This window comes from Bacillus sp. B1-b2, assembly GCF_009183415.1.
GTDB lineage: Bacteria > Bacillota > Bacilli > Bacillales > Cytobacillaceae > Niallia.
Map to the genome: position 1 here is coordinate 16,256 of NZ_WEHU01000037.1, position 22,687 is coordinate 38,942.

A 22,687-nucleotide genomic window follows, 5' to 3' on the forward strand; every position below is an offset into this window, starting at 1 on the left:
ATGGTATGAAAAAGGTAATAAAGCAAGAGATCTAGCTTGCGCCCTCATTATTTTCATAATAAATGGGTGCTTTTTCGCTTTTTGAATGGGAGGGAAATTTTTTTGTTAGGGCTAAAAAACAAATTTAAACAACAAGAGGATATACAAAACGTCATTTCGGGATTAGAGGCTGGGTTACAAGAGCAATTAGTCTCTGGGCTCTCTAATTCAGCACGTACTTTGTATATGACTTCTATCTATGAATTAACAAAGAAGCCATTATTGATTGTCACACACAATCTATTACAAGCACAAAAGCTTTATGATGATATTACAAATGTAGTGAGCGAACAGGAAGTTTTTTTATATCCTGCTAATGAACTGATCGCTGCAGAGTTGAGTATAGCAAGTCCAGAATTAAAGGCACAGCGAATTGAAGTATTGAATCACTGGTCACAAAAGAAAACTGGAATCATGATTGTACCAGTCGCAGGTTTACGAAAGCTTCTTCCTCCAAAGAAACATTGGAAGGATGCGCAGCTTGTGCTAGAAGTAGGAAAGGATATTGACTTAGAGGGTTTTTTAAAAAGGTTAGTCTATCTAGGATATACTCGTTCTGATATGGTAGCATCTCCAGGAGAGTTTAGTGTAAGAGGTGGTATCTTAGATATATATCCATTAACAGAGGAAGAACCTCTTCGTGTGGAATTATTTGATACCGAGATAGATTCTATTCGGACCTTCTCGTTAGAAGACCAACGCTCAAAAGATAAAAGAGAAGTAGTAATGATTGGCCCAGCTACGGAGATTCTATTTGATGAAAAGGATACTGAAACGTTAATAGGTAAATTAGAAGAAGGCTTGGCATTAAGTTTAAAGAAGATAAAAGATGAAAATGTTAAAAATCTATTAATGCAAAATGTTGGTCGTGAGATAGAGCAAGTTAGAAATGGCCAAACTCCAGAACAATTATATAAATATTTATCCATTCTTTATGGAAAGCATGTCAGTTTAATAGATTATTTACCGAAAAATGGCTTACTTTTTGTAGATGAAATTAGTAGAGTGCAAGAAATGAATGCAACTCTAGAAAAGGAAGAGGCAGATTGGTATACAAGCTTATTAGGAGAAGGGGAGATAATTCATGACTTGACCTTATCTCAAAGTATTCATGATCTCTTACATCAAGCAACTCAATCAATCGTCTATTTATCCTTGTTTTTAAGGCATGTTCCTAATACGAATCCACAGAATATTATAAACATAAGCTGTAAACAAATGCAGAACTTCCATGGTCAGATGAATGTTCTTAAAACAGAGATGGATAGATGGAAGAAAAATCAATATACAGTTATTTTGCTAGGTCCTACTAAGGAGCGTTTGGAGAAGGTAGAGGAAGTATTAAAAGACTATGATATAGATGTTATTATACAAAGTAATGTCAAAACGGTTTCAGAGGGAAAAATTCAGTTACTGGAGGGGAATTTACAATCTGGATTTGAATTGCCTATTCTTAAGCTAGCAGTATTAACAGAAGAAGAGCTCTTTAAAACGAAAACAAAGAAGTTATCGAGTAGAAGACAAAAGCTTTCCAATGCGGAAAGGATTAAGAGTTACTCTGAGCTGAATGTTGGAGATTATGTTGTTCATGTTAATCATGGGATTGGTAAATACCTTGGTATTGAAACTTTACAAATAAATGGTGTTCATAAAGATTATCTTCATTTGAGATACCAGGGAAATGATAAATTATATGTTCCTGTTGAACAAATTGATTTAATTCAAAAATATGTAGGTTCAGAAAGTAAAGAGCCTAAAATATATAAATTAGGTGGAAGTGACTGGAAGAGAGTTAAGAAAAAGGTAGAATCGTCTGTACAAGATATTGCAGATGATTTAATTAAGTTGTATGCCGAAAGAGAAGCATCTGTTGGTTATGGTTTTTCTCCAGATGGAGAAATGCAGCGTGAGTTTGAGTCATCGTTTGCCTATCAAGAAACCGAAGACCAATTACGTTCTATTAGTGAAATTAAGAAGGACATGGAACGGGAAAGACCAATGGATCGTTTACTATGTGGTGATGTTGGTTACGGCAAGACAGAAGTAGCCATTCGCGCGGCATTTAAGGCGATTGCAGATGGCAAGCAAGTAGCATTTTTAGTTCCTACTACTATTCTAGCTCAACAGCATTATGAGACATTAAGAGAGCGGTTCCAAGATTATCCGATTGAGATTGGCTTATTAAGTAGGTTTAAAACAAGAAAGCAACAAAATGACACGATTAAAGGCTTAAAGAATGGAACGTTAGATATTGTCGTTGGAACTCATCGTATATTGTCTAAGGATATTACCTATAGAGATTTAGGGTTATTAATTATTGATGAGGAGCAACGATTTGGAGTAACACATAAAGAGAAAATCAAGCAGTTAAAAGCAAATGTGGATGTTCTAACCTTAACTGCAACTCCAATACCAAGGACACTTCACATGTCCATGCTAGGAGTTCGTGATCTTTCCGTCATTGAAACACCACCAGAGAATCGATTCCCTATTCAAACATACGTTATGGAATATAACGGTGGATTAGTGAGAGAAGCAATAGAACGAGAACTAGCTAGAAATGGTCAAATTTATTTCTTGTATAACCGTGTTGAGGATATAGAAAGAAAAGCAGAAGAGATTTCCATGCTCGTTCCTGATGCAAGAGTTACTTATGCACATGGGAAAATGACAGAGAATGAACTTGAATCCGTGATGCTAAGCTTCCTAGAAGGGGAATATGATGTTCTTGTCAGTACAACCATTATTGAAACAGGTGTAGACATTCCAAACGTAAATACATTAATCGTGCAAGATGCTGACCGAATGGGACTTTCCCAACTGTATCAATTAAGAGGAAGAGTAGGTAGATCAAATAGAGTAGCATATGCTTATTTCACTTATAAAAAGGATAAGGTGCTCACAGAGGTAGCCGAGAAGAGGTTGCAATCTATTAAAGAATTCACGGAGCTAGGTTCAGGCTTTAAAATTGCTATGCGAGACTTAACAATTCGTGGAGCAGGAAATCTTCTCGGAGCACAGCAACATGGCTTTATTGATTCAGTAGGATTCGACCTATACTCTCAAATGCTGAAAGAAGCAATTGAGGCCCGCCAAGGCACGTTCAATGAAGCTGAAAAACAAGCTATTGAAATCGATTTAGATATAGATGCTTATATCCCAGATTTCTATATTAACAATGGACAACAAAAAATCGAAATGTACAAACGATTTAGAGGAATTACATCATTTGAAGATATTGCAGAACTAAAAGAAGAAATAGTTGATCGTTTTGGAGATTATCCAGAGGAAGTTGCCTACTTATTTAAGATTACAGAAATGAAAGTGAATGGTAAGCAGGCAGGAATAGAATTAATTAAGCAAACAAAAGACGAAATTCTTATTCTGTTGTCTGAATTAGGAAGTAGCAAAATGGACGGACAGAAAATCTTCGAGAGAAGCTCGAAATATGGTAGAATGATCGGTCTTGGTATGGATGGTAAAAAGCTAAAAATGGTTCTCCATGTAAAAGGATTAGAGCAACAAAAATGGCTTTCTGCCTGCTATGAAATGGTAGAAGCTTTCAGCACCTTTGTGAAAGAACCGGAACAAGTTGTATAATAAAGAAGCTCCTGCTGTAATGGCAGGAGTTTTTTGTTATGAATAAAAATGAGGAACCATATAAGATGAAATGAAGTAATCTTCCGTTAGCATAACATTAATCATTTCTAAGTAAGCGAAAAGAGCTGATTATGAGACTATCGAAGTTCTCCTTTTCTTACTACTTTTCAGCTAATCTTAAGGTTGGAAAGATGTTTATGATAGTAGTACAAGGGTATAAATACTATAGATAAATCTTCCAGATATATTTACACTTTTACTCCCATAGATAAAACAAAAGTGTGGGATTTTACAAGTATAAATGATGGAAAGATTGAATTATTCACCAAGGAAAATAAAGCTACCATGAGAAAATTTTGTATGATTCATGTATAGAACTCAACATATGAAAGATACTATTCTTAAATATGGTGAACATTACATGTATCAAAGCATATATCATCCAGAAAAACATGACAGGATTTATGTTAACGGAAGTGAAGCTACTGTTCGTGTAATCATCCATTTTAAAAAAATCATCTGATGAAAGTGAGGCAACACGGAATGAAAGCAACTGGAATAGTGCGTCGTATCGATGATTTGGGTCGTGTCGTTATCCCAAAAGAGATTAGAAGAACATTAAGAATTCGTGAAGGCGACCCATTAGAGATTTTTGTTGATCGAGACGGTGAAGTAATTTTGAAAAAATACTCACCTATTAGTGAATTAAGCGATTTCGCTAAAGAATATGCAGAAGCTTTATATGATAGTCTAGGAAATGCTGTATTAATATGCGATAGAGATTCTTTTATTGCTGTTTCAGGTGTATCAAAAAAAGATTATTTAAATAAAAATATAAGTGAGATTGTAGAGAAATCAATGGAAGAGAGAGGTTCTATTTTAATGAACCAACAAGATCAACTCTCCATTGTAGAAGGTAGTACAGAATCTATCTCTGGTTATACTATTGGTCCAATTATTGCTAATGGAGATCCTATCGGAGCGGTAGTTATCTTCGCAAAAGAGGGCACTCTTGGAGATGTAGAAAAGAAAGCTGTAGAAACAGCAGCTGGGTTTTTAGCTCGTCAAATGGAATCATAAGTAAATCAATGTAATTAAATAAGGATGTTAGCAGAGGCAGTTTAATGGCTGTCTCTTTTTCATGGATAAAACTATATCTATCCTACTTATGCTTCCTTTTTAGGAGGGGTAAACCATGTTAGGAAATATGCTATAATATAAGCGAAGTAATAAATGGAAGGAGCTAGACATGTGAAAACTATTTCATCTAATGTCTGGTTTAAAGGCGCATTTATTTTAACTATAGCTGCCTTAGTAACGAAGATACTTAGTGCCATTTATCGAATACCATTTCAAAATATTGTGGGAGATACTGGTTTCTATATTTATCAACAGGTCTATCCCTTTTATGGGGTTGTGGTTAGTTTATCTACATACGGTTTTCCAGTAGTATTATCTAAACTATATATGGAAATGAAAGTAGAGGGGAATCAATCTGGTATAGAGAAACTTGTGAATTCCTCTTTTTTCTTATTATTTTTCATAGGATTCCTATCCTTTATAATGCTTTTCTTTAGCTCAGAAAATTTAGCAATATGGATGGGAGATCCGCACCTTTCGCCATTATTAAAGGTTATTTCTTTTACTTTTCTCTTATCTCCTTTCATTGCTACTATTAGAGGTGTTTTTCAAGGAGAAGGGAATATGCTGCCCACAGCAGTATCACAGGTAGGAGAACAAACCATAAGGGTGGGAACTATTCTATTTGCTGCCATATTTTTTTCCTATCAAGGCTATTCCTTATATTTTATAGGTGCAGGGGCATTATTTGGATCCATAACAGGTGGAGCTCTATGCCTTGTTATATTACTTTTGTTTTATAAGAAAGCAAGATACCCTTTATCCTTCTTCCGTTTATCGACGTTTATGCATAAAGAGAATAGAGCGTTACAAAGACGGATTCTATATGAAGGAATAACCATCTCTATTAGTAGTATGTTACTTATCTTATTGCAGTTAGCTGACTCTTTGAATCTCTATTCTTTACTTCTAGAATCTGGGGTGAATCCTGAATCTGCTAAAGTATTGAAGGGAGTTTACGATAGAGGACAACCACTTATACAGATTGGAACAATCATATCAACATCTATGGCCTTAGCCATTGTTCCACTTATAACAAAAGATAAGCAAAATGGAGACAAAGTAGGGTTAGTTAAGAATATTCGCTTCTCTATATTAATAAGCTTTTTCATTGGACTAGGAGCAGCTGTAGGTTTAATCAGTATCATTAAACAAACAAATAGTATGCTTTTTGAAAATAAGAATGGGTCTGACGTTTTAGGGATTCTTTGCTGTGTGATCTTTCTTAATGCATTAATTGCTACTATGACTGCTATCTTGCAGGGGTTAGGGCATTCCATTTATCCAGCTATCCTAATTGTTTTAGGTTTTATCTTGAAATATATGATTAATGGATGGCTAGTATCCATTTTCGGAATAAATGGAGCGGCATATTCCACTCTTTTTGTACTCCTTATTATTTTATTATTTATGTCTAGCAAATTGAAAAGGATAGTAAGAATAGCTATAGTGGATTATAAACAGCTAGCTAGTATTGTATTTGCAGGCATTATTATGTTTATTGTGTTAAAAGTGTTTCTTTTGTTCTCTACTTCTTTAATAGAAGGTGCTATAGACAATGAACGCATACGGGATGCAATTCAAGCCTTAGCAGGAGTTATAATAGGTGGTTTTGTTTATGTTTTCATTGTGCTGAAGCAGAAAGTTTTTAAAGAGGAAGATTTATTGTTATTACCTTTTGGAAATAAATTAGCCTGGTTTTTACCGAAAAATAAGGAGAAGAAATTATGAAGCATATTACTATTATAGGGTTAGGCGCAGGAGATATTAATCAGTTGCCTTTAGGAGTCTACCGAAATCTGACAGGGAATAGGGATACAGTATTTGTTAGAACAAAAGATCATCCTGTATTATTGACGCTAGAAGAGGAAGGGATTGTTTTCTCCTCTTTTGATTCTATTTATGAACGTCATGACCAATTTGATGCCGTTTATGAAGAGATAGTGGAAGTATTAATAAAAGAAGCAAGTGATAAGGATATAACTTATGCTGTTCCTGGTCACCCTTTAGTAGCAGAAAAGACAGTCCAGCTATTGATAGAGAGAAGTCTCAAAGGTGAAATTACCATTGAGATAGGCGGAGGACAGAGTTTTTTAGATAGCATTTTTCAAGCACTTAAAATAGACCCAATTGAAGGGTTTCAATTGCTAGATGGAACTGCCTTAAATAAATCGGATATAAATGTACAAAATCATATGATTATTGGGCAAGTATACGATATGTTTTCCGCTTCAGAAGTTAAACTGACCTTAATGGAAGTTTTACCATATGATTATCCGGTAACTGTAGTAACAGCAGCGGGTAGTGATCAAGAAGTTATTAAACAAATGGAACTGCACGAATTGGATAGAGAGGTTCATTTGAATAATTTAACTTCTGTTTATATTCCACCGGTAAAAGAGGAAGGTTTATTGAATAAGGAATTTTCTAAGCTACGCGAAATTATTGCAATGCTTAGAGGGCCAGAGGGTTGTCCTTGGGATAAAAAACAAACACACGAAAGCTTACGTCCCTATCTAATAGAGGAAAGCTTTGAGTTAATTGAAGCGATAAATGAAGGTGATATTGATCACATCATAGAGGAATTGGGAGATGTGCTTCTTCAAGTCATGCTTCATAGCCAAATTGGTGAAGATGAAGGATATTTTTCAATTGATGATGTTATTGAAGGAATATCTGCTAAGATGATCCGAAGACACCCACATGTATTTGGTGAGGAAAAGGCAGAGACTGTAGACGATGTAATGGGACATTGGCAAAGAGTGAAGCAAAAGGAAGCTAAACAAGAGAAAACATCTGTGTTGGATGGTGTTAACTCAAGTCTTCCTCAACTAATGCAAGCATATGAGCTGCAAAAGAAAGCGGCAAAGGTTGGGTTTGATTGGGCAGATTCAAAAGAAGCATGGGAAAAGGTAAGAGAAGAGATAGAGGAATGGAGTAAAGAGTTAGCGGATTCTCATACAGAAAATATGGAAAAGGAACTGGGAGATGTTTTATTTTCGCTTGTGAATATCGCAAGGTTCTATAAATTAAATCCAGAGCTAGCCATTTTTCAAACAAACCAAAAGTTCATTAGTCGCTTTCACTATATAGAAGAAAAAGTCGATGCAGCTGAAAAAACAATGGAGCAAATGAGTCTAGAAGAATTAGATAGGCTGTGGAATGAAGCTAAAGCTATAGGGTTATAAAAAGGAGAGATTATGATGAGATTAGATAAATTTTTAAAAATTTCCAGATTGATAAAAAGAAGAACTCTGGCAAAAGAGGTAGCAGATCAAGGGAGGATTTTAGTAAACGGGCAGGTAGCTAAAGCGAGTACAACTGTAAAGGTGGGAGATGAGCTACAGGTACGTTTTGGGCAGAAAATGGTAACTGCTAAAATAGAAATGTTACAGGATTCTACGAAGAAAGAAGATGCAGCAAATATGTATACCATAGTAAAAGAGGAAACTTTAGCTTAATGGTTTACGTCTATAAGAAATAGGGTAAAAAGGGAATAATATTGGAAGAACTTGGAGTCTTTTCCTTTCTCAAAAGGCTTGTTCTAAAAAGAAGAAAACTCACATAAATTGGTACAAGTAGAGTATTGTACTAATTGATTGTGAGGGATAATAATGAGCCAATATTATGATTCGAATACTGATTCAAATATGACCAAAAGTGTTACAGTTGAACATGATGTCATTATGAGAGGTAGAAAGCTTCTTGATATAACTGGTGTAAAGCAGGTAGAAAGCTTTGATAATGAGGAATTTATATTAGAAACAGTTATGGGTTTTTTATCTATTCGTGGCCAAAATCTTCAAATGAAGAACCTAGATGTAGAAAAAGGAATTGTTTCTATAAAAGGAAAAGTATTTGATTTAGTTTACGTGGATGATCAAAGCGGAGAAAAAGCTAAAGGCTTCTTTAGCAAGATATTCCGATGACATTATCTACACAATTTATAACCATGCTAGCAATGGTTGGCATGGGCTTATTTTTTGGAATAAGCTTAGAAACCTATCAACATTTCTTAAAGAGACCACAGAGAAAAAGAAGTATTGTCTTCATCCACGATTTATTATTTTGGATATTACAAGCACTTTTAATGTTCTATGTCCTTTTCTTAGTGAATCAAGGGGAAATTAGGATCTATTTAATATTAGCTATATTATTAGGCTTTGCTATGTATAAAAGTTTGTTTCAAACTTTTTACCTCCGTTTGTTAGAAATAATTATTTCTTTTTGTGTCCAAGCTTATCGTCTATTAGTAAAGTTAGTAGTAAACATAATCTATAAACCGATTAGAGGGCTAGTTCTTCTCCTTTTGTCGATAATTACCTATTTGTTAAAGGGACTAATGGCACTTGCTAAGGGTGTATTTCGGGTATTAAGATTTGTTTTAGAAATACTATTATTACCTATAAAGTGGCTATTGTCATTACTATGGCTGATTGTGCCGAAAAAGGGTAAATTATTCGTCGAGAGGTTTTCTAGTAAATTGGCAGGATATTATACAAAAGGAAAGAAATATTTAAAACAACAGTTTCAAAATAGAAGGAAAAAGTAACGGAGAAAGGAGCCAAATATGAGTGCTATAAGAAAAATAGATGTCCCAACAATTCCGACTGAACTTTCTAATCAACCTGATAATACGACTCTTAGTGGTGCAAGAAAGAAAAAATTATTATTGCGTAGGTTAACGACTTTTTTAATCTGCGTTGGTATAATTAGCTTCTTGATGGTGTCCACACTCATATCGCAAAGCTCCATTTTAAAAGAAAAAAGAGCGGAGAAAGCAGTTTTAGATGAACAAGTGGTTGCTTTAGAGAAAAAAGAAGTAGAATTAAATGATCAGATTGCTAAGTTAAATGATGAAGAGTATTTAGCTAAATTAGCTAGAAAAGACCTATTATTATCTAAAGATGGGGAAATAATTTTTAATATACCAAATGATGAAAATGGAAAGAAAAGTGAGAATGGGAAATAATAAGGTCAGTAGCTGTATTGACACCCTTTTTTTTCATTTTGTATAATATAGTATAAGCATGATTTTTTATATCCTTAAGGAGGCAAAACTTTTTTATGTCAATCGAAGTAGGCAGCAAGTTACAAGGAAAAGTCACAGGTATTACTAATTTTGGAGCGTTTGTAGAACTTCCAGAAGGCGCAACGGGTCTTGTTCACATTAGTGAGGTCGCAGACAATTACGTAAAAGACATTAATGAGCACTTAAAAGTAGGCGATGAAGTCGAAGTTAAGGTTATTAATGTAGAGAAAGACGGTAAAATCGGACTTTCTATTAAAAAAGCGAAGGATAGACCTGAAAGACAGGAAAGACCTTCATATGACCGCGGAGAAAGAAGAGAATCGAAAGGTGGTTATTCTGGTGGAAACTCTCAGAGACCTTATTCTGGTGGGAATTCTCAGAGACCACGTCATGCAAAACCAAATGAAAATCGTGCTCCGAAAGAGAACTTTGAAAGCAAAATGGCTCGTTTCCTTAAAGACAGTGAGGACCGATTAACATCATTGAAACGTAATACTGAGTCTAAACGTGGGGGAAGAGGCGCTAGACGAGGGTAACTTGCTGCTGAATCTTATTAATAAATAGCAGGGTTTATCGTTTATATATTCCCTAAAGCTTTTAAGCAAGCCGAACATTGGCTTGCTTTTTATGTATTCTTTTCTTTTTTATAAAGAGACAAAAAAACACACGTATATATACGTGTGTTTTTTAATGATAGCGGCGGAGGGAGTCGAACCCACGACCTCACGGGTATGAACCGTACGCTCTAGCCAGCTGAGCTACACCGCCATAATATTAACAAGACAATTTATATAATACCTAATCATTTTATAACTGTCAACGGTTTTTATGAATTTAGAAGAAGATAATAGTATTGCAATCATTATGATTATTAATTTCTACAGAACTACTTTCCATAAACAATGAATATCCTAGTAGAACGGGGCTAGGTAGGAGTGCATTGGCATAGCCAGAATGCAAATCAATTATACGAATATAAAAAAATAAACATTCTATTTTGTGACAAATTTCATGATGAAGTAAAAGGAGAAACTCCTAATCATCAATTATAGATAATTGCTGGAGGACTTTTTATCGCTTGAATGACTCGAATTTTGTAAGGGCTTGAAAAATTCAAGGAAAGAAGTCGAGCGAAAAGTTAGGTGGGCTACGTAATTTTGACAAACTTTTAATTCATTTCCTTCTATAATACTCATCAACGATACTTAATAGGGAGTGTAATTTATGGAAAAAGTAGAAAGGGATATAATCGATCCGATTGGTGAGGTTAATTTTGGCAAATCAAGAGATACCTTTAGTGCATTTCTTCATAGATTCATAACAAGAATGGAACAATTCTTCCTAGTAAAAGGCTACCTGATGCTAATTATAGGGTTTTTACTTGGACGAGCTTTAATATTAGGAACACTAACTCCTTTTGCACTACCCTTTTTTGCCAGTTTATATATAGTGAGAAAAGATAAAGCACCACTAGCATTAATAGGGTTAATAGGAGGAGCTGCAACCCTCGGAATAACAGAAGCGGTTACTAGTTTTGCTTTATCTTTTTTCTTTTTAATCTGTTATAAAATGGTTAGTAAATGGAAAAAAGAGCAGCATTTTGTTCCTATTCTCGTATTTGCTCTCGTTTTGGTAGGAAGTTTAGTAGAAGGTTATTTAAAAGCTGGTAGCTTGAATTTATATGGCAGTATGATGGCGTTAGTAGAAGGTAGTCTTGGGTATATATTAACCTTAATATTTCTGCAAAGTATTCCTCTTTTGATTATTAATAAAAGAAGGCAAGCTCTTAAAACGGAAGAAATTGTTTGTATTATTATCATGCTGGCATCTGTGATGACAGGCACTATAGGGTGGGCAGTATATGGACTTTCATTAGAACATATCATGTCTCGATATTTAGTTCTACTTTTTTCCTTTATAGCTGGAGCAACCATTGGATCTACCGTTGGAGTAGTTACAGGTTTAATATTTAGCTTAGCAAGTATATCAAGCTTCTATCATATGAGTTTATTAGCATTCTCTGGTCTCTTAGGGGGATTGTTAAAGGAAGGTAGAAAAATTGGCGTTGCTATTGGACTGTATATAGCTACACTGCTTATTGGTATGTATGGAGAAGGGGGAGGCGTGCTCTCTATTTCATTAATGGAGACAACTATAGCTGTATTAATGTTCTTACTAACCCCGAAATCGTTAACTTCTAGAATAGCAAAGCATATTCCAGGAACATCAGAATATTCACAGGAACAACAACAATATATGCGAAAAATGCGTGATGTTACAGCTCAAAGAGTCTCTCAATTTTCTAATGTATTCCAAGCACTTTCTAATAGCTTTTCTGCACCGAATATTAACCAAGCATTTGAAGAAGAAAACAAAGAGCTAGATTATTTCTTAAGTAATGTTACAGAGAAAACGTGTCAGACATGCTTCAGAAAGGAACATTGTTGGGCACGTAACTTTAATACAACATATGATTATATGAAAGATATTATGACTGAAATGGCAGACACGGGAGGAAATATTTCTTCTAGTTTACAAAGAGATTGGGATAAGCATTGTACAAGGTCCAAAAAAGTGACAGATGCTATCCATCAGGAGCTTACGCTATATCAAGCAAATCAAAAGCTAAAAAAACAAGTTCAGGAAAGTAGAAAGTTAGTTGCAGATCAATTACTAGGGGTATCAGAGGTCATGGGTGATTTTGCAAAAGAAATACAAAGAGAGAGGGAAAATCATCACAAGCAAGAAGAGCTAATTTTAGAGGCAATTCAGGAATTTGGAATTCATATTGAAAATGTTGAAATATATAGCTTAGAGCAAGGGAATGTAGATATTGATATAACGATGCCATATAGTACTAGTTACGGTGAGAGCGAGAAACTAATTGCACCAATGCTATCAGATATACTAGGTGAAACCATCATTGTAAACAAAGAGGAAGCTTCAGATTATACAAAGGATTATAGTCATGTTACCTTCCGCTCGGCTAAGGCATTTATGGTGGAAACAGGTGTCGCACATGCAGCAAAGGATGGAGGCTTTATCTCTGGAGATAGCTACTCTACTATTGAACTTGGTTTGGGTAAATATGCTATGGCGATTAGTGATGGAATGGGGAATGGAGAACGAGCTCATGTGGAAAGTAAAGAAACACTACAATTACTTCAAAAGATATTACAATCAGGCATAGAGGAACAAGTCGCAATAAAATCGATTAATTCTATTCTATCCTTAAGAACGACAGATGAAATTTATTCGACATTAGATTTAGCCATGATTGATTTACAAAATGCTGCAGTCAAGTTCTTGAAAATTGGCTCTACCCCAAGTTTTATTAAAAGAGGCTCTAAAATAATGAAAATACAAGCAAGTAACTTGCCAATGGGAATTCTTCAGGAGTTCGATGTAGATGTAGTAAGTGAGCAATTAAAAGCAGGAGATCTGCTAATTATGATGAGTGATGGAGTATTTGAAGGACCAAAGCATGTAGAAAATTTTGATTTATGGATGAAGAGAAAGATACATGAGTTGAAAACAGATAAGCCTCAGGAAATTGCTGATCTTATCATGGAAGAGGTTATCAGATCTCGTTCTGGGATGATAGAAGATGATATGACTGTACTTGTTGCTAGAATAGATCATAATATTCCAAAATGGACTTCCATTCCAGTGAGAGGCTTTAATCAAGTTGCTAATTAGAGATGTAAGTATTTTTATGCAGTACTTAAGATAAACAGGTATAATAACTCTCTTTTCCGTCGACAATGGGACTAACTCATAAAGATGGAGGGGAGTTTTTTTATGAAAACAGGTACGTTAAAACAAATTTTATTAATTACAGATGGATGCTCTAATAAAGGGGAAGACCCTACTGCTATGGCTGCATTAGCACATGAACAAGGTATAACGGTAAATGTAATTGGTGTCACGGAACAAGATACTATTGATGAACAAGGGATGAAGGAAATTGAAGGAATATCGCTCTCCGGCGGTGGAGTAAGTCAAGTTGTCTATGCGCAAGCCTTAGCCCAAACCGTTCAAATGGTAACGAAGAAGGCAATGACACAAACTCTGCAAGGAGTAGTGAATAAGGAACTACAACAAATTTTAGGTTCTTCCAAAACAATGGAAGATTTACCACCGGAAAAACGTGGAGAAGTAATGGAAGTTGTAGATGAGCTAGGTGAGACTGTTGAATTAGAAGTAATTATTTTAGTTGATACTAGTGCAAGTATGAAGCATAAACTACCAACAGTGAAAGAGGCTCTAATTGATCTATCTCTTAGTCTTAATGCAAGATCGGGTGAAAATAGATATGCGGTCTTTGTATTTCCCGGGAAAAAGAAAGATGTCGAAAAATTGCTAGACTGGACACCTAGATTAGAATCATTAACGAGTATCTTTTCGAAATTATCTACAGGGGGTATAACTCCTACTGGACCGGCATTAAAAGAAGCGGTACATTACTTTAAAACTAAGCGTTCATTAAGAAGTTTAGTTTCAAGAGATGATGAATACTATGAAGAGTCCATTTAAAATCAATACAGGCACTGTCATTGCAGGGAAATGGCATAAAAATCAATATACGATTTTAAAAGAGCTTGGTTTTGGAGCAAACGGTACAGTATTTCTAGCGGAATCCCATAGAGGAAAAGTTGCATTGAAATTAAGTAGCAACAGCGTATCTATTATTTCCGAAGTAAATGTATTAAAATCCTTTGCAAAGGTCCAAGGTTATCGCCTTGGACCTTCTTTAATAGATGTAGATGATTGGATTACGACAAGTGGCACCATTTCTTTTTATGTAATGGAGTATATTAATGGCCCAGACTTATTAACGTTTATGCGAGCAAAGGATAGTACTTGGGTAGATGTACTAATTATTCAACTTCTAAAAGATTTGCAAAATCTCCATGATAATAATTGGGTTTTTGGAGATCTAAAGCCAGAGAATCTTATTATAACTGGTCCAAAAACAAGAATTAGGTGTATTGATGTAGGTGGAACAACCATACAAGGAAGAGCCATTAAAGAATATACGGAGTTTTTTGATAGAGGATATTGGGGGCTAGGTTCTAGAAAGGCAGAGCCAACCTATGATTTATTTGCTACTGCTATGATCATGATTAATCTTTATTATCCAAATCGTTTCAATAAAGTGGAAGGCGGAATTAAGCAGTTACAACAAATGGTTCGACAAAAGCACGATTTAATGAAATATGAAGCTATCTTAATAAAAGCTTTAACGGGAAAATACCAGAATGCAGACGAAATGAGAATAGAGTTAATAAAGAGGACAAATCATCATTCTGTGAAAGTAAAGAATACGAATATACCATCTAAACCACAAAAGGCAGCGTCTATGCCAGGGAATCAAACAAGAAGTAAGGTTGTGAAAAAAAAGAAAAAAACAGGTGTTCTCGAGTCTCTAGTCCTTATTGCTCTTATCTCTATTTGTTATTTTATCTACATCTACGGACAATTAACATAAGAATTATTCTAATAAAGAAGGATTTAAGGACATAATGAAGAATAGAATTAGGTACCTCTTTATAAGAATATGTTATTCTTTACTATATCATCATGGGTAGTAAATAGACATAACATGTGATTTAGTAGAATAGTCTTAATGATAGGAAGTATAAAAATGTTAGAGGAAAAAGTAGTAAATTATTTAACACGTAAAAATGTTTCTCTTTTGGGGAGTAGTATTCTTGTAGGAGTATCAGGAGGTCCAGATTCTTTATCCCTTCTACATTTTCTATGGGAAAAAGAAGAAGAATGGAAGATTAAGGTTTATGCAGGACATGTAGATCATATGTTCAGAGGGGAGGAATCATTACAAGAGGCTGAATTTGTAAAGGTGTTTTGTGAGCAAAGAGATATTCCTTTCTTATTGGAAAGAGTAAATGTTCCTGAGTATATAAAAAAGACTGGGACTAGCTCTCAACTGGCTGCAAGAGAATGTAGATATCAATTCTACGAGAGAGTGATGAAAGAATATAAGCTGGATTTTTTAGCTTTAGGTCATCATGCCGATGATCAAATGGAAACTATCCTTATGCGGTTAACAAGAGGAAGTACTGGGAAGGCAAGAGTAGGCATACCTTTTAGCCGTTCTTTTAGTACAGGTTTTATTATACGTCCGTTTTTATGTTTAGAAAGGGATGAGATTGAGGAATATTGTATTATACATAACCTTCAACCTAGAAGAGATCCAAGTAACGAAAAAGGTATCTATAGCCGTAATAGATTTAGAAAACATATCCTTCCTTTTTTAAAGAAGGAAAATAAACAAGTTGCGATGCATTTTAAACGCTTTAGTGAAGAGTTAGAAGAAGATGAAGTGTACCTTAGAAGCCTTGCAGAAGAGAAGTTGCCCCTTCTTGTAACACAAAAAAGTGGAAATGAAGTAGTAATGGATATAAGTGCCTTTCTTTCAATAGCTATTCCTTTACAAAGAAGGTGTATTCAACTAATATTAAATTATCTCTATCAAGAGATGCCTGCTTCATTATCCGCATTACATATTGAGCGAATTATTGAATTACTTAAAAGTCCTCATTCTTCTGGAAATATTGATCTCCCAAATGGTCTGAAAGTGAAAAAATCTTATCAATTTCTTCATTTCCAGCTTAATTTTAATCCAAATGAACCCTTTTGTTATGAAATATCAAAAATGGGAGAGTTATTATTACCAAATGGGTACAATATTAAGGTAGAATATATAAACAGTGAATATGAAACAAATAGGAATTGCATTCTCTTAGATCTAGCCTCTGTTTCCTTTCCTTTAATTGTTCGATCTAAAAAAGATGGTGATCGAATGAGTTGGAAAGGGTTGAAAGGTTCGAAAAAAGTTAGCCGTATTTTTATTGATGAGAAGGTTCCTATTCAGGAAAGGGAAAGTTGGCCGATTATCACTGATAGTAATGGCGATATTCTTTGGGTACCTGGACTAAAAAAATCGATACATTCTCACAGTAATACGAATAGTGGTAGTAATCTATTAATAACATATAAAAAGCAATGATCTTCTAGGGGGCACACAAGAAATGAAACAAGATATTGAAAAGGTACTAATATCTGAAGAAGAAATTCAAGGTAAAATCAAAGATCTGGCTTTTCAGCTTACAGAGGAATATCAGGATAAGTTTCCGCTAGCGATTGGTGTATTAAAAGGGGCAATGCCTTTTATGGCAGATCTCTTAAAAAGAATGGATACGTACTTAGAAATGGATTTTATGGACGTATCAAGCTATGGAAATTCAACTGTTTCTTCAGGTGAAGTGAAGATTTTAAAAGATCTTGATACTTCAGTAGAAGGAAGAGATATCCTAATTATTGAGGATATTATTGATAGTGGTTTAACATTAAGCTATCTTGTTGAGTTATTCCGCTATCGTAAAGCTAAATCCATTAAAATTGTAACATTGCTTGATAAGCCAACTGGAAGAAAAACAGACCTAGAGGCTGACTATGTTGGATTTATTGTACCAGATGCTTTTGTAGTTGGTTATGGTCTAGATTATGCAGAAAGATACCGTAATCTACCATATATTGGTGTTTTAAAACCAGAAGTATATACAAACAAAAGTGAGTAAGGAAAATGGCTAATAAAAAGCCGTTCTGAAAGGGTAATTCCTTGAATTTACACAATTTTCTATGTTACTATACTTTATAGTTTGTTTACCGTGGGAGGAGGTAAGGGATGAACCGTATTTTTCGTAATACCATTTTCTATTTATTAATATTTTTAGTAATAATCGGTGTGGTTAGTTTTTTCAATGGAAACAACCAGCCTACCAAGCATTTAACATATACAGAATTAATTAATCATCTTGAAGCTGGTGATGTGACAGAAATAACACAGCAACCAGAGAGAGGTGTACTAGAATTACGAGGTAAATTAGAAGGTTATAGTGAAAATGAATCATTCGTTTCTTATGTAACTAATAATGAAAAAAATGCAGATGTTATTTTTAATGCTGCTAAAGAGGGTTCAAAAATCACAGTTGAACCTGCTCAAGAAACAAGTGGATGGATTACTTTCTTTACATCTATCATTCCTTTTGTGATTATTTTTATCTTATTCTTCTTCTTACTTAACCAAGCCCAAGGTGGCGGCGGTGGAAGAGTTATGAATTTCGGTAAAAGTAAGGCAAAGCTTTACAGTGAGGAAAAGAAAAAAGTTCGCTTTAATGATGTAGCAGGAGCAGATGAGGAAAAGCAAGAATTAGTAGAAGTGGTAGAATTCTTAAAAGATCCTCGTAAATTTGCTGAATTAGGTGCTAGAATTCCAAAAGGTGTTCTATTAAATGGACCTCCAGGAACAGGTAAAACACTATTGGCAAGAGCTGTAGCTGGTGAAGCTGGTGTACCATTCTTCTCTATCAGTGGTTCTGACTTTGTGGAAATGTTCGTTGGGGTAGGGGCTTCTCGTGTTCGTGATTTATTCGAGAATGCTAAGAAAAATGCTCCTTGTATTATCTTTATAGATGAAATTGATGCAGTTGGTCGTCAACGTGGTGCTGGTCTTGGTGGGGGTCACGATGAACGTGAACAAACATTAAACCAATTACTAGTTGAAATGGATGGGTTTGGAGCAAACGAAGGTATTATTATTATTGCTGCTACTAACCGACCAGATATTCTAGACCCTGCTTTATTACGCCCAGGTCGTTTTGACCGTCAAATTACGGTTGACAGACCAGATGTTAATGGCCGTGAAGCAGTATTAAAAGTACATGCTCGCAATAAGCCATTAGACGAATCTGTAGATTTAAAAAGTATTGCTCAACGTACACCAGGTTTCTCTGGTGCTGATTTAGAAAATCTTCTTAATGAAGCGGCACTTGTGGCAGCGAGATCTGATAAGAAGAAAATCGATATGGAAGATATGGATGAGGCAACAGATCGTGTTATTGCTGGTCCTTCTAAGAAGAGTCGAGTTGTTTCTAAGAAGGAAAGAAATATTGTTTCCTATCATGAAGCTGGTCATACCATTATTGGTGTTGTACTAGATGAAGCAGATATGGTACACAAAGTAACAATTGTGCCTCGTGGTCAAGCTGGTGGTTATGCAGTAATGCTTCCTAAAGAAGATCGCTTCTTAATGACAAAAAAAGAGCTTCTAGATAAAATTACCGGTTTACTAGGTGGACGTGTAGCAGAGGATATTGTTTTTGGTGAAGTAAGTACAGGTGCACATAATGACTTCCAACGTGCTACTAGTATTGCGCGTAAGATGGTAACTGAATATGGAATGAGTGATAAGCTTGGACCATTACAATTTGGGCAAGTACAAAGTCAAGTCTTCCTAGGAAGAGACCTAAATAATGAACAAAACTATTCAGATGCAATCGCTTATGAAATTGATTTAGAAATCCAACGTATAATTAAGGACTGTTATGAAAGAGCGAAGACAATTCTTACAGAGAACCGTGAGAAATTGAACTTAATTGCTGAAACACTTCTTGAAATTGAAACATTGGATGCTGAACAAATCAATAGCTTGTACAAAGATGGTGTATTACCTAATCGTACAAAGTCTGATAGTGACAGTTCTACAGATGAAGTGAAAGTAAACATCAATAAAAAAGATGATCCAACAGAATAACTTTGATTAAAAAGGGGTGCGTCTTAAAAGACGTTCCCCTTTTTTATCTATAGAGTCTAGCTATCGATTGCATTACACTTTGTCTCTTGTCTTGTTTATGTTATGATATTTCCAGTGTTTAGGTAGATATTATTTGGACTGAAGAATACAGTAAAAGTGGTGACTGAAATGATTTTTGTTTTTGATATAGGGAATACCAATATAGTATTAGGTGTATATGATAAAGAAGAATTAAAACATCATTGGAGAATTGAGACAAATCGTTTTAAAACAGAAGATGAGTACGGTATGATCATTAAATCTTTATTTGATCATGTTGGATTAGCATTTTCGGATATTGATGGGATTGTTATTTCTTCTGTTGTTCCACCGATTATGTTTTCATTAGAGAGAATGTGTTCTAAATACTTCGATTTGAAACCTCTAGTAGTGGGGCCAGGAACGAAAACGGGTCTTAATATTAAGTATGATAATCCAAAAGAAGTTGGTGCTGATCGTATTGTTAATGCTGTAGCAGCTATTCATGAATATAACAGTCCCCTTATTATTGTAGACTTTGGGACAGCTACAACATTTTGCTATATAAATGAACATAAACAATATATGGGTGGGGCTATCGCGCCAGGTATAAATATTGCTACAGAGGCTTTATATTCAAAGGCGGCAAAATTACCTCGTATAGAAATTGTGCGACCAGATGGAGTGGTTGGAAAGAATACTGTAGCTGCTATGCAATCTGGCATTTTATTTGGATATGTTGGTCAAGTAGAGGGTATTGTTAAAAGAATGAAGGCAGAGAGTGCAGTGGAGCCTAAAGTGGTTGCTACTGGAGGTTTAGCCCAATTAATTGCCAAGGAATCTAATATAATTGATGTAATTGATCCTTTCCTTACATTAAAAGGACTACAGCTAATATATAAAAAGAATAAGGATAGTATAAAGTAAGGAACTCTGTTAGTGATACAGTAAATGAGGATAAATTTTAGGATACCCATGATGAAATAGTAAAGGAGATTAGTATGAGCGATTATTTAATAAAGGCCTTAGCATATAATGATCAGGTCCGTGCATATGCAGTTAGAAGTACAGAAACAGTAGGGGAAGCTCAAAGAAGACATTATACTTGGCCAACAGCTTCGGCAGCGCTTGGGAGATCTATTACTGCAACAGCAATGCTTGGTGCAATGTTAAAGGGTGAGCAGAAATTAACCGTGAAAATAGACGGAGGAGGCCCTATTGGTCTTATTCTGGTAGATGGAAATGCTAAAGGAGAAGTGCGTGGTTATGTAACAAACCCACAAACTCATTTTGATTTGAATGAACAGGGAAAGCTAGATGTTAGAAGAGCAGTTGGTACAGAAGGAACTTTATCTGTTGTAAAAGATATTGGGATGAGAGACTATTTTACAGGTCAAGTTCCGATTGTTTCGGGAGAGCTTGGAGAAGATTTTACGTATTACCTTTTTAACTCAGAGCAAGTACCTTCCTCTGTAGGTGTTGGTGTACTAGTTAATCCAGATAACTCCATTTTAGCAGCGGGTGGATTCATTATCCAGTTAATGCCAGGTGTAGATGATGAGACGATTACAAAAATTGAGAAGCGCCTAAGTGAAATACCACCTATTTCTAAATTAATAGAGCAAGGTTTGACTCCAGAGGAATTATTGGAAGAACTATGTGGTAAAGATAATGTCAAGATAGTCGAGAAGATGCCAATATCATTTACATGTACTTGTTCAAAAGAGAGATTCTCTAATGGGATTATTAGCTTAGGGGAAGCGGAAATTGAAGATATGATTAAAACAGATGGACAAGCAGAAGCTCACTGTCATTTCTGTAATGAAAAATATGTATTCACTTCAGAAGAGTTAGAGGCTCTGTTAGAAGAAGCGAAAGCATAGTAGATAAAGCCTTGCTACTAGAAAATCACTCTTTCCTTTTGTTGGATAGAATGACTGATCAGTAGCTTTTTTTATGCTGTTAGATTTTTTGGAAAATACAAACATTTTCATTGACAAATCCAGAGGGTTTTTGGTAAATTAATAATACAAAACCAATTAAATTACTCGGATTAAGAGAGAGGGAGAGTTATTATATGGTAAAAATCGCTAATTCTATTGTAGATCTAATCGGCGGGACTCCAATTGTTAAATTAAATCGCTTAGTAGATGATGGTAGTGCGGATGTATACTTGAAATTAGAGTATATGAACCCAGGAAGTAGTGTTAAAGACCGTATTGCACTTGCTATGATTGAAGCTGCAGAAAAAAGCGGAGACTTACAAGAAGGTAGCACTATTATTGAGCCAACAAGTGGTAATACAGGTATTGGGTTAGCAATGGTTGCTGCTGCAAAAGGGTATAGAGCAATCTTAGTGATGCCTGAGACCATGAGTATAGAGCGTCGTAGACTTTTAAAAGCATATGGAGCTGAATTAGTTTTAACTCCTGGACCTGAAGGAATGGGTGGAGCAATTCGAAAAGCAGAAGAATTAGCAAAAGAGCATGGTTACTTTATTCCTCAGCAATTCAAAAACCTTTCTAATCCAGAGGTTCATAAATTAACTACAGGGCCAGAGATTGTATCTGCATTCGGAGATGAAGGATTAGACGCATTCATTGCAGGAATCGGAACAGGCGGTACAATTACAGGTGCTGGTGAAGTATTAAAAGAGAAGTATAAAGATATTAAGATATATGCAGTAGAACCAGCTGATTCACCGGTTTTATCAGGTGGAAAACCTGGTCCACATAAGATTCAAGGAATTGGGGCTGGCTTTGTTCCAGATATCTTGGATGATCAAGTGTATGAAGAGATTATTCAAGTATCAACAGAGCAAGCATTTGAATATGCTCGCCGTGCAGGGAAAGAAGAGGGAGTTCTAGGAGGAATTTCTTCCGGAGCAGCTATTTACGCAGCGTTAAAGGTAGCGAAAGAATTAGGAAAAGGGAAGAAAGTATTAGCAATCATTCCAAGTAACGGTGAGCGCTACTTAAGTACTCCACTTTACCAATTCGACGAAGAGTAAGATATGTGCTAATTGGAAGAGTAAAGAAGCCCCATTTATGGTGGCTTCTCAGCTTGTAGAGAAAGTACTATTTTCTCTGCAAGTTTTTTATTTTAGATAGAATTTGATGATTAGAATGGTTATTTAATTCTTCCTTTTCCATGAAAAAAGACTCTCATGCATCTATCCAATCTTGGATAGATGCATGGCAATCTTCTTTATGTTTTGACAGGCGGCTGTCAGTAATACT

Annotated in this window: 18 protein-coding genes and 1 tRNA gene; 18 read left to right on the plus strand and 1 reads right to left on the minus strand. The window is 35.2% G+C overall.

Annotation, left to right across the window (positions count from 1 at the left end):
* The first annotated feature begins 102 nt into the window (after window positions 1-102).
* From mfd to F9279_RS22275, 9 genes are all read left to right on the plus strand, one after another.
* Window positions 103-3,639 (plus strand): transcription-repair coupling factor, encoded by a 3,537-nt coding sequence (gene mfd / locus F9279_RS22235; protein ID WP_152116324.1) that lies wholly within the window; start codon window positions 103-105, stop codon window positions 3,637-3,639.
* Window positions 3,640-4,182: 543 nt separating this feature from the next.
* Window positions 4,183-4,719, plus strand: a complete 537-nt coding sequence (gene spoVT / locus F9279_RS22240; protein WP_152116325.1) for a stage V sporulation protein T — start codon at window positions 4,183-4,185, stop codon at window positions 4,717-4,719.
* Between the two features lie 171 nt (window positions 4,720-4,890).
* Complete coding sequence (locus tag F9279_RS22245) at window positions 4,891-6,510, plus strand: polysaccharide biosynthesis protein (protein ID WP_152116326.1); 1,620 nt, start codon at window positions 4,891-4,893, stop codon at window positions 6,508-6,510.
* The gene (gene mazG, locus F9279_RS22250; RefSeq protein ID WP_152116327.1) at window positions 6,507-7,967 is read left to right on the plus strand and encodes a nucleoside triphosphate pyrophosphohydrolase; all 1,461 of its coding nucleotides are present in this window, start codon (window positions 6,507-6,509) and stop codon (window positions 7,965-7,967) included. The genes F9279_RS22245 and mazG overlap by 4 nt, the downstream gene beginning before the upstream one ends.
* A gap of 15 nt (window positions 7,968-7,982) precedes the next feature.
* The gene (locus F9279_RS22255; RefSeq protein ID WP_152116342.1) at window positions 7,983-8,240 is read left to right on the plus strand and encodes an RNA-binding S4 domain-containing protein; all 258 of its coding nucleotides are present in this window, start codon (window positions 7,983-7,985) and stop codon (window positions 8,238-8,240) included.
* 153 nt (window positions 8,241-8,393) lie between these two features.
* On the plus strand, window positions 8,394-8,708 hold the full coding sequence (gene yabP / locus F9279_RS22260) for a sporulation protein YabP (RefSeq protein ID WP_152116328.1): 315 nt from the start codon (window positions 8,394-8,396) through the stop codon (window positions 8,706-8,708).
* Window positions 8,705-9,331: a spore cortex biosynthesis protein YabQ gene (yabQ, locus tag F9279_RS22265; RefSeq protein WP_152116329.1), complete on the plus strand. Its 627-nt coding sequence runs from the start codon at window positions 8,705-8,707 to the stop codon at window positions 9,329-9,331. The genes yabP and yabQ overlap by 4 nt, the downstream gene beginning before the upstream one ends.
* A gap of 18 nt (window positions 9,332-9,349) precedes the next feature.
* The gene (locus tag F9279_RS22270; protein WP_152116330.1) at window positions 9,350-9,751 is read left to right on the plus strand and encodes an FtsB family cell division protein; all 402 of its coding nucleotides are present in this window, start codon (window positions 9,350-9,352) and stop codon (window positions 9,749-9,751) included.
* A gap of 95 nt (window positions 9,752-9,846) precedes the next feature.
* Window positions 9,847-10,347, plus strand: a complete 501-nt coding sequence (locus tag F9279_RS22275) for a S1 domain-containing RNA-binding protein (protein WP_152116331.1) — start codon at window positions 9,847-9,849, stop codon at window positions 10,345-10,347.
* Between the two features lie 158 nt (window positions 10,348-10,505).
* Here F9279_RS22275 and F9279_RS22280 read toward each other — a convergent pair.
* Window positions 10,506-10,579: transfer RNA gene (locus F9279_RS22280), tRNA-Met, on the minus strand.
* A gap of 456 nt (window positions 10,580-11,035) precedes the next feature.
* On the opposite strand from F9279_RS22280, the gene spoIIE reads away from it, so the two are divergent.
* From spoIIE to cysK, 9 genes are all read left to right on the plus strand, one after another.
* Window positions 11,036-13,510: a stage II sporulation protein E gene (spoIIE, locus tag F9279_RS22285; RefSeq protein WP_152116332.1), complete on the plus strand. Its 2,475-nt coding sequence runs from the start codon at window positions 11,036-11,038 to the stop codon at window positions 13,508-13,510.
* A gap of 102 nt (window positions 13,511-13,612) precedes the next feature.
* A complete protein-coding gene (locus F9279_RS22290; protein WP_152116333.1) occupies window positions 13,613-14,347 on the plus strand; it encodes a vWA domain-containing protein in 735 nt (244 codons plus the stop codon).
* Window positions 14,331-15,302 carry a protein kinase domain-containing protein gene (locus F9279_RS22295; protein WP_226793826.1) on the plus strand — a complete coding sequence of 324 codons (972 nt, stop codon included), beginning with the start codon at window positions 14,331-14,333 and terminating at the stop codon, window positions 15,300-15,302. The genes F9279_RS22290 and F9279_RS22295 overlap by 17 nt, the downstream gene beginning before the upstream one ends.
* Before the next feature lie 156 nt (window positions 15,303-15,458).
* A complete protein-coding gene (gene tilS / locus F9279_RS22300) occupies window positions 15,459-16,844 on the plus strand; it encodes a tRNA lysidine(34) synthetase TilS (RefSeq protein WP_152116335.1) in 1,386 nt (461 codons plus the stop codon).
* 22 nt (window positions 16,845-16,866) lie between these two features.
* Entirely contained in the window at window positions 16,867-17,415 is a 549-nt protein-coding gene (gene hpt, locus F9279_RS22305) for a hypoxanthine phosphoribosyltransferase (RefSeq protein ID WP_152116336.1), read from the plus strand.
* Window positions 17,416-17,522: 107 nt separating this feature from the next.
* A complete protein-coding gene (gene ftsH, locus F9279_RS22310; protein WP_152116337.1) occupies window positions 17,523-19,430 on the plus strand; it encodes an ATP-dependent zinc metalloprotease FtsH in 1,908 nt (635 codons plus the stop codon).
* Between the two features lie 168 nt (window positions 19,431-19,598).
* The gene (locus F9279_RS22315; RefSeq protein ID WP_152116338.1) at window positions 19,599-20,375 is read left to right on the plus strand and encodes a type III pantothenate kinase; all 777 of its coding nucleotides are present in this window, start codon (window positions 19,599-19,601) and stop codon (window positions 20,373-20,375) included.
* Between the two features lie 74 nt (window positions 20,376-20,449).
* Window positions 20,450-21,331: an Hsp33 family molecular chaperone HslO gene (hslO, locus tag F9279_RS22320; RefSeq protein ID WP_152116339.1), complete on the plus strand. Its 882-nt coding sequence runs from the start codon at window positions 20,450-20,452 to the stop codon at window positions 21,329-21,331.
* Window positions 21,332-21,525: 194 nt separating this feature from the next.
* Complete coding sequence (gene cysK / locus F9279_RS22325) at window positions 21,526-22,458, plus strand: cysteine synthase A (protein ID WP_152116340.1); 933 nt, start codon at window positions 21,526-21,528, stop codon at window positions 22,456-22,458.
* The last annotated feature ends 229 nt before the right edge of the window (window positions 22,459-22,687 follow it).